Here is a 17,216-nt window from a genome sequence, read left to right on the forward strand (position 1 = left end):
GTAATAGAAAAATACCCTTTCACTTTAGGAATAATCCTTTTGATAGCTCGTGAAAAGTTCTGACCTTTGCGATGTGATTAATAAACGACAAAGTTCAACTTTTAAAATTTATAAGTTATGAAAAAGATGATGTTTATGGTAATGATGATGGTCATGACTATCTCTGCCAACGCAATGAGTTATAACACCGCAAAGAAGGAGGCATCGTTCCTTAGTGACAAAATGGCACAAGAGTTGAAGCTCTCTTCATCACAGAGTGAAGATGTTTATAAGATAAACCTTGACTACCTGTTGGGTGTTAACGATCGCAATGATATGTACGGAAGGAAGTGGGATAGACGTAATAAAGACCTGCGCTATGTGCTTAACACTAAGCAGTATGACAAGTACAAGCATCTGGATTATTTCTATCGCCCGGTGTCATGGCAGTCAGGCAAGTTTGCCTTCAGCCTCCACTCTTCTCAAAGCAGCAATAAGGGCTGGCGCACTACCAATCCTTCAGACAAAGGTCATCAGTTAGCTCAGAACGAGAAACACAATACTCATAACCACAGTATTAACGGACGCTCTGGCGGACGTAGGTAAGTAACAGACTGGGGATGTGTCTATTGGCACATCCTCGTTTTTATATGATATACTGCACTTCTTTAAAGGCGTAGCGGCGTAGATGGTTCGAGGTATCGCGTAGAACTATCATGCCGCTATCTTCTATTGTTTCAAACTCAGCCTGGAAAGAGCCATTGGCGTCGCTATATGGAAAGAAGCCGTCTTGACGATAGAGTAGGGCAACATAGTCATAGCGCAAGTCGTTGAAAGCGTCTTGCTGAGCTTCGCCTGTAGTGCTGTCTACAGGGGCAATCCTGCGACTGAATGACTGAAGGATGTCGTCCAGCAAAGCTGATCGAGAGAGCTCTTGTCCTGTTATCTGATAAAGTGATACTGGATTTGGCGCATCGCTGAGGAATGCCTGCTGGTTTACGTTTAGCCCTACGCCGATTATGCTTTCTTTTACCATTGTTCCGCTGAGCTTATTCTCTATCAGTATGCCGCATAGCTTGCGGTCTTGCCAATAGATGTCGTTTGGCCATTTTATCTGTAGCGGTTTTCGCGCGTCAGCCCCATTATTAGTGTCTGGAACGGCTGGTATGTGAGACTTTACAGCATCGTGTATGGCAAGAGCCATAGCCATTGATATGGCGTATTGGTATTTCGCAGTAATATTTTTAGAATGAAACAGTACTGAGAAAAGGAGGTTCTTGCCTCGCTCGCTTTCCCATCTGTTGGTGCCGCATCCACGTCCGGCCGTCTGGTAGTCTGTCCATACGGCAGTATCAGTGTGTGGCACGTTCTCAGCGAGCCATCGGTTTGTGGAGTCGGTCTCTTCTATGTGGATTACCTCGAATGTGTGCATGTGTAATGGTGCTTCTTTTGTTTCGCCTTGCAAAATTACATCTTTTTATATAGTGGACAATGGATATGAAGTAAAAAAGAAGGAAAATATTCGCCTTTTCCCTCGTTTCTTTGTACCTTTGACTCCTGATTATTAAAGAAGTTGTTGAATATGACTGACGAACAGTATATGCAGCGAGCCCTTGATGAGGCTCGTAAAGCGGAGGCAAAGGGAGAGATACCTATTGGTGCGGTGGTGGTGTGCAAGGATCGTATCATTGCTCGTGCACACAATCTTACTGAGACCCTTTGTGATGTCACTGCTCATGCGGAGATGCAGGCTATAACGATGGCTGCTAATGAGCTTGGCGGTAAGTATCTCACTGATTGCACGCTTTATGTCACCGTAGAACCGTGTCCTATGTGTGCTGGCGCTATTGGCTGGGCTCAGGTGCCACGCATCGTTTATGGTGCTCCTGATGAGAAGCGTGGCTTCCGTCGTTTTGCTCCGGATGTGCTTCATCCAAAGGCAACTGTCGTCGGCGGGGTGCTTGAAGATGAGTGTCGCGAGATTATGCAACAGTTCTTCAAGAACAAACGATAAACAAAAAAGAGTTCCCCAATGCGAGGAACTCTTAAAGTATTGTTGAATTAGTCAATTACTGAGCGAGCTTACCGTCAGAACCGAGTACGTTCACAATCTTGTGGATGTACATCTTCTTCATGTTCTCACGAGCAGGCTTCAGATACTGACGAGGATCGAAGTCTCCAGGATGCTCAGCCAGATGCTTGCGGATAGCAGCAGTCATAGCGAGACGAGAGTCAGAGTCGATGTTGATCTTGCAAACAGCGCTCTTTGAAGCCTCACGCAGTTGCTCCTCGGGGATACCGATAGCAGCCTCGAGGTGACCACCGTACTTGTTGATGGTGTTGACCTCTTCCATAGGAACTGAAGAAGAACCGTGGAGCACGATGGGGAATCCAGGAAGCTTCTTCTCGATCTCATGCAGGATGTCGAATGCCAATGGTGGTGGAACGAGCACGCCGTTAACGAGTGTGCACTGCTCTGGGGTGAACTTGTGAGCACCGTGAGAGGTACCGATAGAGATAGCCAGAGAGTCGCAACCTGTGCGGGTAGAGAAGTCGATAACCTCCTCAGGCTTGGTGTAGTGAGACTCTGCAGCAGCAACCTCATCCTCAACACCAGCGAGCACGCCGAGCTCAGCCTCAACTGTTACGTCGAACTGATGAGCATAGTCAACAACCTTCTTTGCCAAAGCGATATTCTCCTCATAAGGCAGAGAAGAACCGTCGATCATCACTGAAGAGAAGCCCATGTCGATACAATCCTTACAGAGCTCGAAGGTGTCACCGTGGTCAAGGTGCAGAACAATCTCAGGATGCTCACAGCCGAGCTCCTTAGCATAAGCTACAGCACCCTCAGCCATGTAGCGCAGGATAGTAGCGTTAGCATAGTTGCGAGCGCCCTTAGAAACCTGCATGATAACTGGAGACTTTGTCTCAACGGCAGCCTGTACGATAGCCTGCATCTGCTCCATAGTGTTGAAGTTGAAAGCGGGGATAGCATAGCCACCAGCCACTGCTCTCTTGAACATCTCGCGGGTATTAACGAGACCCAAATCCTTGTAATTTACCATAATTGTTTTATAATTTAAAAAGATGGATTATAAAATTTGAGCGCAAAATTAGTGAAATCTTTCGAAAATGCGCAAAAAGCGCTGCGGATTTATTGGAATTTTCGGATTTTTTAATCAATCCGTTTCTTCCAATAAGTCCGCAGCTGTTAAATGTAAGATTCAGTTTGCAAAATCAGTTTTCAGCAGCTATTACTCAGCAGGAGCAATGAACTTCCATATGCATGCAGCGAGGACACCGCCTACCAATGGGCCAACGATGAAGACCCAAAGTTCTGCCAGTGCCTGGCCTTGCTCGAACAATGCCGGACCTATTGAGCGGGCTGGGTTTACAGATGTTCCTGTGAAATGAATGCCCACGAGGTGGATGAGTATGAGGCTGAGACCGATGGCAAGGCCTGCGAAGTTGTTTGTCGCTCCGTTAGTCTTCGATGTAGCGCCCAATACTACGAGTACGAAAAGCATGGTGAGCACAATCTCAACGATGAGTCCGTTGGTCGTGCCATAGGCACATGCGTTTGCACCTGTTGCTGTGGTAATGACGGCTGAAGGATCTGTAGCCACGATACCTGCCAGGCAAGCGGCTGCCAGTACGGCACCGATAATTTGGAATACCATGTACATGGCGCAATCCTTAGCACTGATGCCTCCGTTGATGAACACGCCAAGTGTAATGGCTGGATTGATGTGGCAACCTGAGATGCCGCCAATGGTGTAAGCCATAGCAACCACGGCAAGACCGAATGCGATGGCTGTTCCTACTACTGATGCAGTGTCAGATCCGCAACCCAGAGCTACAGCAGCTCCGCAACCCAAGAACGTCAGTACGAATGTACCAACAAGTTCAGCAAAATACTTTTTCATGATAATTTTTTTGTTAATAAAATGATTGGTTAGGTTTTTATAAATTATTGTTCGTTATTGTTTTGCAAGGCAAAAGTACAAAACAATTATAATTTGCCAAAAAAATATTCAAGAAAAAATGTGTTTAGACATAAAAAAAGGGTCACCGCTGTGACCCAACCTTTGTTAACCTTAAATCTAATACTATGAAAAACACGATGCAAAATTAATAGTGTTTTGGGTGTTTTGCAAACAAATTGAAACTTTTTAGTGTACTTTTTATAATTAATTGATATAAATCAATCAAATTTTGTGATAATCGCATTTGTCTTGTCGTTTCGATTCAGCGTTAGTTTTTTCGCTCACTTATTCGTACTTTGAGTTAGCGCTCGAAGGTACTCTCGTTCGGGAATGAAAAGAAAAACAAGTTTTCCTTTTGCATTTCGCTCACTTATTCGTACCTTTGAACTTCGTTCGAAAGTACTTCCGTTCGGAAAAATCAAAAAATATTTTGCTTTTTCGCTCACTTATTCGTACCTTTGCAGCCAGAATTAGAACTAAATTTTTTAAGGTAACTATGATTCTTTTCTTCAAGACTCCACAACAGAGCGTGATAGCCACCGAGGTGGACCATCAGCTCAATCAACAGGAAATCGATGAACTTTGTTGGCTATATGGCGGCGCTACGCTTGAGAAGGCAGACAAACTGACAGGTGTCTTCGTCGGTCCGCGTCGCGAAATGGTGACCCCTTGGTCAACGAATGCTGTTGAGATAACTCAGAATATGGGACTCAGCGGCATTTCTCGTATAGAAGAGTATTTTGCTGTTGCTTCGAAAGATGCCGAGCACGACGAGATGCTTCAGCGCATGTACGAAGGACTGAATCAGGATATATTTACGATTAACATCAAGCCAGAGCCCATCAAATACGTGGATAATCTGGAGGAGTACAACGAGAAAGAGGGCTTGGCTCTCTCTCCTGAGGAGATTGAATACCTCCACGGACTGGAGAAGCAAAACGGTCGTCCTTTGACAGATTCTGAGATTTTCGGTTTTGCCCAGATCAACTCTGAGCACTGCCGCCATAAGATCTTTGGTGGTACGTTCATCATTGATGGTAAGGAGATGGAGAGTTCGCTCTTCGCCATGATTAAGAAGACGACGCAGGAGAACCCCAACAAAATTCTCTCTGCTTATAAGGATAATGTGGCCTTTGCACAGGGACCTGTTGTTGAGCAGTTTGCTCCTGCCGACCAGTCAACCAGCGATTGGTTCCGCATCAAGGATATCGAGAGTGTTATTTCGCTGAAGGCTGAGACACACAACTTCCCCACAACTGTAGAGCCCTTCAACGGAGCTGCTACAGGTACTGGTGGTGAAATCCGCGACCGTATGGGTGGTGGTGTTGGTTCGTGGCCTATCGCTGGTACAGCTGTTTATATGACTGCTTATCCTCGTTTGACCGACGATGACAAGCTGACTCGTGACTGGGAGAGTATTCTGCCTGTTCGCCAGTGGCTGTATCAGACACCTGAGCAGATTCTGATTAAGGCTTCGAATGGCGCTTCTGACTTCGGAAACAAGTTCGGTCAGCCACTGATTTGTGGTTCTGTATTAACTTTCGAGCATCAGGAACCAAACGATACCAAGTATGCTTACGATAAGGTTATTATGCTGGCTGGTGGTGTAGGTTATGGCACTAAGCGCGACTGTCTGAAGAAGGAACCTCAGCCCGGCAACAAGGTTGTAGTGGTTGGTGGTGATAACTATCGCATTGGTCTTGGTGGTGGTTCTGTATCATCAGTAGATACAGGTCGCTACAGCAATGGTATCGAGCTGAATGCCGTTCAGCGTGCTAACCCTGAGATGCAGAAGCGTGCTTACAACCTGGTTCGTGCTCTCTGCGAGGAGGATGTGAACCCCGTTGTTTCTATTCACGACCACGGTTCAGCCGGTCACCTCAACTGTCTGTCTGAGCTCGTTGAGGAGTGTGGTGGTGAGATTGATATGACCAAGTTGCCTATCGGTGACAAGACTCTTTCTAGTAAGGAAATCATTGCTAACGAGAGTCAGGAGCGTATGGGACTGCTCATTGATGAGAAGCATATTGACCATGTTCGTAAGATTGCTGAGCGCGAGCGTGCTCCACTGTATGTAGTAGGTGAGACTACAGGCGATGCCCACTTCTCATTCAAGCAGGGCGATGGTGTGAAACCATTCGATTTGGATGTGGCTCAGATGTTTGGTCACTCACCTAAGACTATTATGAAGGATAATACTGTAGAGCGTCACTATGCTGACGTAACCTACAGTCAGGATAAGATTAACGAATATCTTGACCGTGTGCTTCAGCTGGAGGCTGTGGCTTGTAAGGACTGGTTGACAAATAAGGTTGACCGTTCTGTAACTGGAAAAATTGCACGCCAGCAGTGTCAGGGTGAAATCCAGTTGCCATTGAGCGACTGCGGTGTTGTTGCCCTCGACTATCGTGGCGAGAAGGGTATTGCTACAGCCCTTGGACACGCACCTCAAGCAGGTCTGGCTGATCCCGCTGCAGGTTCAGTGCTCTCTGTAGCTGAGGCTCTCACAAATATCGTTTGGGCTCCATTGGCTGAGGGTATGGATTCGCTCTCACTTTCTGCCAACTGGATGTGGCCTTGTCGCTCTCAGGAGGGTGAGGATGCCCGCTTGTATGCTGGTGTTAAGGCGCTGAGCGATTTCTGCTGCGACCTGCACATCAACGTACCAACAGGTAAGGACTCGCTGTCTTTGAGCCAGCAGTATCCTAACGGTGAGAAGATTATCTCTCCAGGTACAGTGATTGTATCTGCTGGTGGTGAGGTTTCTGACATAAAGAAGGTGGTAAGCCCTGTATTGGTTAACGATAAGAATGCATCACTCTATCATATCGACTTCTCGTTCGACGAGCAACGCCTTGGTGGTTCTGCCTTTGCTCAGAGCTTAGGTAAGGTAGGCGACGATGTTCCTACTGTAAAGAACGCCGAGTACTTTGCCGATGCGTTCATGGCCGTTCAGGAGATGATTAACCGTGGCTGGATTATGGCTGGTCACGATATCTCTGCCGGTGGTTTGATTACCACTCTGCTCGAGATGTGCTTTGCCAACACTAAGGGCGGTATGCATATCAACCTGCACGACATCTGTGCCGATGGCGATGTTGTTAAGACTCTCTTCGCTGAGAACCCAGGTGTAGTTATCGAGGTAAGTGATAAGTACAAGCAGGAGTTCAAGGAGTTCATGGAGGAGCAGGGCATTGGCTATGCTAAGATTGGTTATCCTGTAGAGGACAGCCGCGAGATCGTAGTTGTTTATCCTAGTAAGACTAGTGAGACTAGTTCAACTAGTTTTGACATCGACGCCCTGCGCGATGTTTGGTATAAGACTTCTTATCTGCTCGATCGCAAGCAGAGCTTCAACGGCAAGGCAAAGGAGCGTTTCGAGAACTATAAGAAGCAGCCTATCGAGATGAAGTTTAACAAGGACTTCACAGGTACTCTCGAACAGTATGGTCTGAATCCTGATCGTTGGAAAAACTCTCAACTCTCAACTCTCAACTCTCAACTTCCAAAGGCTGCCATCATCCGTGAGAAGGGTACCAACGGTGAACGTGAGATGGCTTACTGCTTGTATCTGGCTGGTTTTGATGTAAAGGATGTGATGATGACCGACCTGATTTCTGGGCGCGAGACACTTGAGGACATCAACATGATTGTATTCTGCGGTGGATTCTCTAATTCCGATGTACTTGGTTCGGCTAAGGGGTGGGCTGGTGCCTTCCTCTTCAATCCTAAGGCAAAGGAGGCTCTTGACAAGTTCTATGCCCGCAAGGATACCCTTTCATTAGGTATCTGTAACGGTTGCCAGCTGATGGTTGAACTCGGTCTCACTGGCGCAGCAGGAGCAAAAATGCTGCACAACGACTCTCATAAGTTCGAGAGTGAGTTCATCTCGTTGAGCATTCCTCAGAACAACAGCGTGATGTTTGGCTCACTGAGTGGTAACAAACTCGGTCTGTGGGTAGCTCACGGAGAGGGTAAGTTCTCATTGCCTGAGGCAGAGAGCGCTTACAATGTGATTGCAAAGTACAACTACGCAGGCTATCCCGCTAATCCTAACGGTTCTGATTACAACGTAGCAGGTATCTGCTCTGCCGACGGCCGTCATCTCTGCATGATGCCTCATCTGGAGCGTGCCGTATTCCCCTGGCAGAATGCCTGGTATCCTGCTGATCGTCGTAACGACGAGGTGACTCCATGGATTGAGGCCTTCGTCAATGCACGTAAATGGGTAGAGGAAAGAATCTAGGAAATCCTAGGAACCCCTAGGCAATCCTATAATATGAAAATATGAATATCTATTTGGAATCATTTAAAACATTCTTTAAGATTGGCATGTTCACCCTTGGGGGTGGATATGCCATGATTCCCATTATCGAGTCGGAAGTTGTGGAAAAGCACAAATGGGTGTCGAAAGAGGAGTTCCTTGACCTCATCGCCATTGCCCAGAGCTGTCCGGGTGTCTTTGCCATCAACATCAGCACTTTCATTGGATATAAGCTGAGAAAGGTAAGGGGCGCCATCAGCTGCACTCTTGGCACAGCCTTGCCTTCTTTTCTCATTATCCTGCTGATAGCTATGTTCTTTCATCAGTTTCAGGACAATGCCATCGTGGCGTCTATCTTCCGTGGTATCCGTCCTGCTGTTGTGGCGCTTATTGCCGTTCCAACGTTTAATCTTGCAAAGAGTGCACAGCTGACGTGGACCACTGCATGGATACCCGTCGTTGGCGCACTTGCCATCTGGGCACTTGGCGTTTCACCTATTATAATAATACTTGCCGCAGGACTCTTTGGCTGGATGTACGGCACACTGATAAAACCAACAGAATGATTTACCTATATCTTTTCATAACATTCTTTGAAATAGGCGTTTTCGGCTTTGGTGGCGGCTATGGCATGCTCTCGCTCATTCAGAACGAGACCGTAGAACATTGGCACTGGCTCACATCATCGCAGTTTACTGACATCGTTGCTGTCAGTCAGATGACCCCAGGTCCTATTGGCATCAACTCAGCAACCTATTGCGGATATACCGCTGTTATAAATGCTGGTGGATCTGTGCCAATGGCTATGCTTGGCTCTGCTGTGGCTACTTTTGCTCTTGTTCTGCCTTCGCTTGTGTTGATGGTACTCATCAGCAAGATGTTTCTAAAGTATATGCATACCGTTGGCGTTCAGTCGGTCTTTGCAGGCTTGCGCCCAGCAGTCGTTGGCTTGTTGGCAGCTGCCACGTTGCTGCTCTGTACAAAGGACAATTTCTCTGCTCCGTCTGAGAATATGTGGCAGTTCTGTATTAGCATCATGCTCTTCGTTGCCACCTTCGTAGGTACATTGTTCTTTAAGATTAACCCCATCAAGATGATACTGATGAGTGGTTTTGCCGGTCTGCTGTTGCTTTATTAAGCGCTATTGCTTTTTATCTACAACCTTGTCATATACCTCTTTGGTAATTTTTCGCGCGCGTAAAGAACGCACCTGCGAGAAACTGTCAAAGAAACTGTCATTGCTTACAAACCAATAATGAGCCGCTATTTGTGGAGCCAGTGGTAATTGTCGTTCTACATACTTCCTGTAGGAAGGATGAACCACCGACAGATAGCGACTGCCGTCCCTTCCCTCCAATGCCAGCACCAAGTGCTGTTTGCGTTGGTTCTTTGGTGTTGTCACATACTGGGTGGTACGTGCGCTGATGGTGATGTGGCGCCCCATACGGTTCAGGCGATTCATCTCCTTACGGAACAATTGTCCGTGTGCTGATGTGTCGCGCAGTTGTCGGAAGGCAATGAGGAAGTGAATCATCTCATGGAGTAGGGTGTCGTCAATCTCTTCAGCAGTCTGCTCGTAATACTCGCTCACCTTTATCTTATAGCTCGTATTGGCATATTTGCCGAAGAAACCTTTTCTTACTCGCTTACAAGAGAACTGTCCCATCTGTGTCCGTGCATTAGTGACGGCAAACTGCGGCTCTGGCAGTTCGTTGTCAAAGTAGTCATTGTTGAGCACCCGGAAGCGCTCGCGCAGATATTGTGCAGTCAGTTCCATTGTCTTTGCAAAAGTACACAAAAAAGCAGTAATTGCAAAATCGGCTATTCTTTTATTTCTTTAGAAACACAGGCTATTATTGATGATTAAAGTTTAATAAATTACAAATAGTAAGCTTGATAGTCACTTTTTCCCGATTTTTCTTGCACTATATTTGTTTTTTCTCTATATTTGCACGGTTCTAGTAACAAATTGGCTAATAAACACAAATAAAAACCTTTTAAATCCTAAAACTATGGAAGTTGAGAAAATCATGCAGGCTTTGGAGCGTAAGCATCCGGGCGAGTTGGAGTATCTACAGGCAGTGCGCGAAGTGCTTGAGTCAATAAAGGATGTCTATAATCAGCATCCTGAGTTCGAGAAAGCAAAGATTGTTGAGCGCATTGTTGAGCCAGAGCGCATCACCACATTCCGCGTGCCCTGGGTTGATGACAAGGGCGAGGTTCAGGTGAACATCGGCTACCGTGTACAGTTCAACTCAGCCATTGGCCCTTACAAAGGCGGTCTGCGTTTCCACCCATCAGTAAACCTTTCCATTCTGAAGTTCCTCGGTTTCGAACAGACATTCAAGAACGCTCTGACCACACTGCCTATGGGCGGTGGCAAGGGCGGCAGTGACTTTGCTCCTCGTGGTAAGAGCGACGCTGAGATTATGCGTTTCTGCCAGGCATTCATGATGGAGTTGTATAAAGTAATTGGTCCTGATATGGACGTGCCTGCAGGCGATATCGGTGTTGGCGGTCGTGAGATTGGCTACCTCTTCGGTATGTACAAGAAACTCACATCACAGTTCCACGGTGCTACTCTCACTGGTAAGGGACTGGAGTGGGGTGGCTCAATCCTTCGTCCTGAGGCAACAGGCTTTGGCGCACTCTATTTCGTTAACCACATGATGAAGACCCATGGTTTGGACATCAAGGGTAAGACAGTTGCATTGTCTGGCTTCGGCAATGTTGCATGGGGTGCTGCAAAGAAAGCCACTGAGCTTGGCGCAAAGGTTATCACCATCAGCGGTCCTGACGGCTATATCTACGATCCAGCTGGACTTGATGCAGAGAAGATAGAATACATGCTTGAGCTCCGTGCCAGCGGCAACGATATCTGTGCTCCTTACGCTGAGGAGTTCGACGGCGCTACATTCTTCCCAGGCAAGAAGCCATGGGAGCAGAAGGCCGACATCTATCTGCCATGTGCTACTCAGAACGAGCTCAATGGTGCTGATGCCGATGCTATCCTGGCAAATAAGCCGTTGTGCGTAGCTGAGGTTTCCAACATGGGCTGCACGGCTGATGCTGTCAACAAGTTCATTGCTGCCGGTCAGCTGTTTGCTCCTGGCAAGGCTGTCAATGCAGGCGGCGTGGCTACCAGTGGTCTTGAGATGACACAGAACTCTATGCGTATGTCATGGACAGCTGAGGAGGTTGATCAGAAGCTCCACCAAATTATGTCTGGCATCCATGAGCAATGCGTCAAGTACGGCAAGGAGGCTAACGGCTATATAAACTATGTTAAGGGTGCTAACGTCGCAGGCTTCATGAAGGTTGCCCACGCAATGATGGCACAAGGAATCGTGTGATTATTTGAGAATTTATAGAATCATAATAAAACTGAGCTTGGTACTGGGCTTCATCTTTTGGAGCTCAGCGCCAAGTCTTTGTCAGACACAGTTGGGCTATGCGTCACATTATGCCAAGTCTGCTTCAGGTGCTCGTACGGCAAATGGTGAGCGCCTGCACCATGACTCCATGACGTGTGCTCACCGTACGTTTCCATTTGGCACTGTGCTACAGGTGACCCATCTGAAAAATGGGCGTACTATCCTTGTGCGTGTCAACGACCGCGGTCCCTATGCCAGTGGACGTATCATTGACCTTTCGTGGGAGGCGGCTAAACAGTTGGGCATGCTTGGTGAAGGCATCGCCAAGGTATCTGTCCATCAGGCTGATAATATAGTTATACCATTGCTGGCACCGAAGGAACGTATAGTGTTCCCGAAGCTTGAGGTCGAGTCTATAGAGATGGCCGACACAATCAAGCCTATCTGGCAGGAAGACCTGCTTATTGAACATAAGGTGGTACAGAAAAAGAAGCGCAGCAAAAAGGCTTTGAAGTAGAGTTTACTCCAAAGCCTTTTTCTTTAAGTGCTCTTTGACTTTACTTTAAAGCCTTTTTTCTTGTCTCTATCTTGTACTGTTGTGTCTGCGACGTAATCTCCTTCTGTCCATGTACAACTCCAAGTCTTACTACGATTACACCGTCTTTTAGCTGTTTGTCGGCAAGTATCGTGGCAGTGTAGCGAATGCCCTGATGTGGTGCAATGCTCTCTACACGCAGGTTAGGCGACACTTTTATGTGCTTGTTGCCAGTGGCATCTTCCACGATAGGGCATATGTCGTAGATGGGGTTCGGCGTGTTGTTCATAATCTCAAACACCACCGTGCACTGCTCGCCACGAGAGAGTACGCCGTCGTCATTGGTGTCGTAGATGCGCGCGTTGCGCACCTCTATCGCAGGACGCCTTGTCAAGTCGTTGACAGAGATGGAACGCTTCCCAGCCTCGTTAGGGTAGGCTGATGGCCCTTCGTCGAAAACTATGCGGTCGTCAACTGGCTCCTTGCCAGTGCGCTGGTTTATTCCTTGGTCGCGTCTGGCTTCCTCGGCTCTTCTCTCACGCATGTCTTCCATCTTCTTCATTTGTGACTTTTCTACGGCTGCCCCGATGGCCGCTCCAGCAAGAACTCCTCCTACAGTGCCTAATGCGCCTCCAGCACGCTCTCCGCGCCAGCCACCAGTGATTCCTCCTATGGCGGAACCTACGACATGTCCAAACTCACCGCCCACGCTTGCTCCTGTGGCAGTGTAGCTACTACAGCTTGATAATACCAATGCTGCGCTGAGAAGTGATATTGCAACTTTCTTCATAGTAGTAATTATTCGATTTGTTAGCGGCAAAGATAAGCAATTGTTTTCATAGTTCAAAGAATATGCTTGAAAAAAAACTAATACCTGTTCCAATTTTATGTTCAAAATTACATAATGTGTAACTAATAATAGAAAAACTGTGAATTTGAACATTTTTTTTGCGATTTTGTTCGTTGATGTTTCAAAAAATATTCTGAAATTTGTATCAGAAATATTTCTTTTATGGAAAAATCAACACAAACTAACGGCAAAAGTTTTCTCGAAATGAATAATCTTGTTGTAGATTATTCTGATGGAGATGTGTCAATCTATGACAACGTAAAGAATCTCAAGGAGATATCACCTCTGAAACCATTGGTAAACCTAGTGGTTATGTGTACTTCTGGTAGCATGAAAATGGTAATAGGTGGCAGGACATCAGTAGTGAAAACTGACGATGTGATGTTTTGTCCGTCGTGTGTCTGTATCGATGATTATACTCTGACTTCTGATTTTGAATGTAAGATGCTTTGCATGTCTGACCGCATCATCCAGACCTTGCTTCATGATAAGTATCTCGTTTGGAACGATGCTGTCTATATGAGTCAGCTCAATGTGGTAAGCATGTCCGAAGTGTGCAAGGAAGAGTTCAGTTTCTATTATGCACTGATTCAATCAAAGATTAAGAACCATCGTAAGAATTCAAACGAGATAATGCATGCTCTGATACGTTCGTTGCTCCTCGAGCTTTGCAACATCATTGAGAGCACCCAGCAAAATTATGACGACGAGAGGAAGCAGTCGCAGGGACGCATGCTTTTCAATCGTTTCATTCGTATTGTAGCTGCTAGTGAGGTAAAACGCCAGCCCATCACTCATTATGCCGGCATGCTTGCCATCACCCCAAAATACCTCACCATGCTCTGTCTAAAGTATAGTAACAAGACCGCTTCTGACTGGATTGTGCAATATACTAAGGAAGACATACGCTTCTATCTCAGGAACTCTAACCTGAGCATCAAGGAGGTGTCAGCCCGTCTTGGCTTTGCTAATATGAGCCATTTCGGCAGCTATGTTAGAAAGCATCTCGGCGCTTCTCCAAGCGATTTCCGTCGCGGACGGTAAGAGTAATTAAGCGCTCTCGTCTGTTGTTTATCAGCATAAAAACAAGAAAGAACACGGCTCTAAGGCATGTTTTTTCTTGTTTTATTTTGTTCTGCTGTCTATTTTGACTACTTTTGCAGAAAAATCTGAAGCTATGGCTAATATTCCTCAGGAATTCAATAACTTTTTCTTGAAAGATGTGTCGTTCATGAACCTCATGACTCGTCGCATCTTCAGTGTGCTTATTGTTGCAAACCCCTACGATGCGTTCATGCTTGAAGACGATGGCCGCGTAGATGAGAAAATCTTCGACGAATACACTGAGCTGGGCATGCGCTATCCGCCATCGTTCACTCAGGTGTCAACGACTGATGAAGCCAATCAGGTGCTGGGCGAGACAAACATCGACCTTGTCATCTGTATGCCAGGCAATGCCGACAACGATGCTTTTGCCGTGGCGCGCCAGATAAAAGAGAAGCACCCCGACATACCATGTGTTGTGCTTACTCCCTTCTCCCATGGCATCACTCAGCGAATGCAGGATGAGGACATGTCAATCTTCGACTATGTGTTCTGCTGGCTTGGCAACACCAACCTTATTCTCTCTATAATAAAACTTATTGAGGACCGCATGAACATTGAGCATGACATGCGTGAGGCAGGTGTGCAGATGATATTGTTGGTTGAAGACAACATACGCTTCTATTCCTCCATCCTTCCCAACCTCTATAACTATATCCTTGCACAGAGCAAGCGTTTCTCAACAGAGGCATTGAACCCTCATGCAGCAGCCCAGCGTAAGCGCGGTCGTCCAAAGGTCATGCTGGCAACCAACTATGAGGAGGCAATGTCTATCTATGAGAAGTATAAGGACAACGTGTTGGGAGTCATTTCTGATACGCGCTTCCCCATCCATACCGCTGTAGGACGCCTCTCTCATGTGGAGGAAGGCGATGCTGAGGCAGGCCTGAAACTGCTGAAGGAGATACGTCTGCACGACGAGTATGTGCCCCTGATTCTTCAGAGCTCTGAAGTTGTGAACAAAGAGAAGGCATGGGAGGCCGGCTTTGACTTCCTTGACAAGAACTCCAAGAAGTTCAATGTCGATCTGCGTCATCTGCTTGAGGAGCACATGGGCTTTGGCGACTTCATCTTCCGTGATCCTGAGACCCACGAGGAGGTGGCTCGCGTGTCGTCGTTGAAAGAGCTTCAGGACAATATCTTTAAGATTCCCCATGACTCGCTCATGCATCATGTGCGTCGCAACCACATGAGCCGTTGGCTCTGTGCCCGCGCCATCTTCCCTGTGTCCAACTTCCTAAAGCATGTCACATGGCATAAGCTCCAGGATGTCGATGCCCACCGCCAGATTATTTTCGACGCCATAGTCCAGTATCGCCGCATGAAGAACATCGGCATCGTGGCAGTCTTCGACCGCTTGAAGTTCGACCGCTATGCCCATTTTGCACGTATTGGCGAGGGCTCGCTTGGTGGCAAAGGCCGTGGCCTCGCGTTCCTCGACAATGTGATAAAGACTCATCCTGAGCTCAACAAGTTCGGCAATGCCACAGTCCAGATACCAAAGACCGTGGTGCTGTGTACTGACTTCTTCGATGAGTTTATGGACAAGAATAACCTGTGGACCATTGCCCTTAGCGATGCTCCCGATGAAGATATATTGCAGCACTTTCTGCGCGCACAGCTGCCCGATGCGCTGATAGCCGACTTCTTCACTTTCTTTGATGCTGTGAAGTCGCCTATTGCCGTGCGCTCCAGCTCTTTGCTCGAAGACTCCCACTACCAGCCCTTTGCAGGAATCTATAGCACATACATGATTCCTTATCTCGAAGATAAGTATGAGATGCTGCGCATGATGGCCTGTGCTATCAAGAGTGTCTATGCCTCAGTCTATTATCGTGACTCAAAGGCATATATGACAGCCACTCAGAACGTCATAGACCAGGAGAAGATGGCAGTAATCCTTCAGGAGGTAGTGGGCAAACAGTATGGCGACCTCTACTATCCCACGTTCTCAGGCGTTCTGCGCTCGCTTAACTATTACCCCATTGGTGATGAGAAGGCAGAGGAGGGCATAGCCTCGCTGGCACTTGGTCTTGGCAAGTATATCGTTGATGGCGGACAGACCCTTCGCGTGTCGCCTCACCATCCTCATCAGGTACTGCAGATGAGCGAGATGGATATTGCGCTGCGCGACACCCAGACTCGCTTCTATGCCCTTGACATGAGCCATGTTGGCGATGACTTCAAGGTCGATGATGGCTTTAATATTAAGAAGCTTCGCGTAAAGCAGGCCGATCAGGACGGCTCGCTCAACTATATCGCCTCCACATTCGATCCTGCCGACCAGATTATTCGTCCTGGCATCTATGAAGGTGGTCGCAAGGTCATCTCCTTTGACGGTGTGCTCCAGCAGGGAGTGTTCCCATTGCCAGAGCTTCTGCAGATGTCGCAGGAGTATGGCGCCGATGCCATGCACCGTCCTGTGGAGATAGAGTTCGCTTGTAACCTGGAGCCTTCGACAGACCCCACTGAAGGTGCTGCTCGTGGCGATCTCTACCTGTTGCAGATACGTCCTATCGTTGACTCTAAGCAGGTGCTCGATGAAGACCTTCAGCAGATACCCGATGAGCAGTGCCTGCTGCGTTCTTACAACTCGCTTGGCCATGGCATCTCCGAAGATGTGGTCGATGTGGTCTATGTCAAGACCGACGAGAACTTCACAGCATCAAACAATCCGCAGATAGCATGCGAGATTGAACAGATAAACCGTCAGTTCCTTGAGCAAGCACATACCAATTATGTGCTCATAGGTCCAGGACGCTGGGGCTCCAGCGATCCATGGCTTGGCATACCTGTAAAGTGGCCTCACATCTCTGCAGCCCGTGTCATCGTTGAGGCAGGCCTGAAGAACTATCATGTCGATCCCTCGCAGGGTACTCATTTCTTCCAGAACCTCACATCCTTCGGCGTGGGTTACTTCACCATTAACACCTATACTGGCGATGGCATTCTTCAACAGTCTGTGCTCGATGCTATGCCCGCTGTCTATGAGACCGAGCATGTGCGTCATGTGCGCTTCGAGCGTCCGCTGAAAATTATGATGGACGGCAAGAAGCAGACAGGTGTCGTGCTGCTGCCATGAGTACTTCACATATATAATTGAATAGAAACATCAACTATT

General features: G+C 47.4%; 14 protein-coding genes. 9 read left to right on the forward strand and 5 right to left on the reverse strand.

Annotation, left to right across the window (positions count from 1 at the left end; translation table 11 throughout):
• Positions 1-117 precede the first annotated feature (117 nt).
• Complete coding sequence (locus M1L52_RS07340) at positions 118-585, forward strand: hypothetical protein (RefSeq protein ID WP_248614280.1); 468 nt, start codon at positions 118-120, stop codon at positions 583-585.
• A 40-nt stretch (positions 586-625) separates the two neighbouring features.
• On the opposite strand, the gene M1L52_RS07345 is transcribed toward M1L52_RS07340, so the two are convergent.
• Positions 626-1,411, reverse strand: a complete 786-nt coding sequence (locus M1L52_RS07345; protein ID WP_248614281.1) for a biotin--[acetyl-CoA-carboxylase] ligase — start codon at positions 1,409-1,411, stop codon at positions 626-628.
• Between the two features lie 150 nt (positions 1,412-1,561).
• On the opposite strand from M1L52_RS07345, the gene M1L52_RS07350 reads away from it, so the two are divergent.
• Positions 1,562-1,993 carry a nucleoside deaminase gene (locus tag M1L52_RS07350; RefSeq protein WP_248614282.1) on the forward strand — a complete coding sequence of 144 codons (432 nt, stop codon included), beginning with the start codon at positions 1,562-1,564 and terminating at the stop codon, positions 1,991-1,993.
• Between the two features lie 55 nt (positions 1,994-2,048).
• Here the strand turns inward: M1L52_RS07350 and M1L52_RS07355 are convergent, their stop codons facing one another.
• Together M1L52_RS07355 and M1L52_RS07360 are read right to left on the reverse strand one after the other, a co-directional pair.
• The gene (locus M1L52_RS07355; RefSeq protein WP_248614283.1) at positions 2,049-3,047 is read right to left on the reverse strand and encodes a class II fructose-bisphosphate aldolase; all 999 of its coding nucleotides are present in this window, start codon (positions 3,045-3,047) and stop codon (positions 2,049-2,051) included.
• A gap of 189 nt (positions 3,048-3,236) precedes the next feature.
• Positions 3,237-3,908 carry an MIP family channel protein gene (locus tag M1L52_RS07360; protein WP_248614284.1) on the reverse strand — a complete coding sequence of 224 codons (672 nt, stop codon included), beginning with the start codon at positions 3,906-3,908 and terminating at the stop codon, positions 3,237-3,239.
• A 556-nt stretch (positions 3,909-4,464) separates the two neighbouring features.
• Between M1L52_RS07360 and purL the strand changes: the two genes are divergently transcribed.
• The 3 genes from purL to M1L52_RS07375 are packed head-to-tail and all read left to right on the forward strand — an operon-like array spanning position 4,465 to position 9,370.
• Positions 4,465-8,214, forward strand: a complete 3,750-nt coding sequence (gene purL, locus M1L52_RS07365; protein WP_248614285.1) for a phosphoribosylformylglycinamidine synthase — start codon at positions 4,465-4,467, stop codon at positions 8,212-8,214.
• 41 nt (positions 8,215-8,255) lie between these two features.
• Positions 8,256-8,798 (forward strand): chromate transporter, encoded by a 543-nt coding sequence (locus tag M1L52_RS07370; protein ID WP_248614286.1) that lies wholly within the window; start codon positions 8,256-8,258, stop codon positions 8,796-8,798.
• Entirely contained in the window at positions 8,795-9,370 is a 576-nt protein-coding gene (locus M1L52_RS07375; protein ID WP_248614287.1) for a chromate transporter, read from the forward strand. Before M1L52_RS07370 ends, M1L52_RS07375 begins: the two co-directional genes overlap by 4 nt.
• Positions 9,371-9,373: 3 nt before the next feature.
• On the opposite strand, the gene M1L52_RS07380 is transcribed toward M1L52_RS07375, so the two are convergent.
• Positions 9,374-10,009: a SprT-like domain-containing protein gene (locus M1L52_RS07380; RefSeq protein WP_248614288.1), complete on the reverse strand. Its 636-nt coding sequence runs from the start codon at positions 10,007-10,009 to the stop codon at positions 9,374-9,376.
• Positions 10,010-10,244: 235 nt separating this feature from the next.
• Here M1L52_RS07380 and gdhA point away from each other — a divergent pair, with 235 nt between their 5' ends.
• On the forward strand, positions 10,245-11,585 hold the full coding sequence (gdhA, locus tag M1L52_RS07385; RefSeq protein WP_248614289.1) for an NADP-specific glutamate dehydrogenase: 1,341 nt from the start codon (positions 10,245-10,247) through the stop codon (positions 11,583-11,585).
• A gap of 4 nt (positions 11,586-11,589) precedes the next feature.
• Positions 11,590-12,123 carry a septal ring lytic transglycosylase RlpA family protein gene (locus M1L52_RS07390; RefSeq protein ID WP_248614290.1) on the forward strand — a complete coding sequence of 178 codons (534 nt, stop codon included), beginning with the start codon at positions 11,590-11,592 and terminating at the stop codon, positions 12,121-12,123.
• 40 nt (positions 12,124-12,163) lie between these two features.
• Here the strand turns inward: M1L52_RS07390 and M1L52_RS07395 are convergent, their stop codons facing one another.
• A complete protein-coding gene (locus tag M1L52_RS07395; RefSeq protein ID WP_248614291.1) occupies positions 12,164-12,931 on the reverse strand; it encodes a hypothetical protein in 768 nt (255 codons plus the stop codon).
• Positions 12,932-13,195: 264 nt separating this feature from the next.
• Here M1L52_RS07395 and M1L52_RS07400 point away from each other — a divergent pair, with 264 nt between their 5' ends.
• Together M1L52_RS07400 and M1L52_RS07405 are read left to right on the forward strand one after the other, a co-directional pair.
• Positions 13,196-14,035, forward strand: a complete 840-nt coding sequence (locus M1L52_RS07400; RefSeq protein WP_248614292.1) for a helix-turn-helix domain-containing protein — start codon at positions 13,196-13,198, stop codon at positions 14,033-14,035.
• 133 nt (positions 14,036-14,168) lie between these two features.
• Positions 14,169-17,177 (forward strand): PEP/pyruvate-binding domain-containing protein, encoded by a 3,009-nt coding sequence (locus M1L52_RS07405; RefSeq protein WP_248614293.1) that lies wholly within the window; start codon positions 14,169-14,171, stop codon positions 17,175-17,177.
• Positions 17,178-17,216 lie beyond the last annotated feature (39 nt).

This window comes from Prevotella sp. E13-27, from assembly GCF_023217965.1.
Taxonomy (GTDB): domain Bacteria; phylum Bacteroidota; class Bacteroidia; order Bacteroidales; family Bacteroidaceae; genus Prevotella.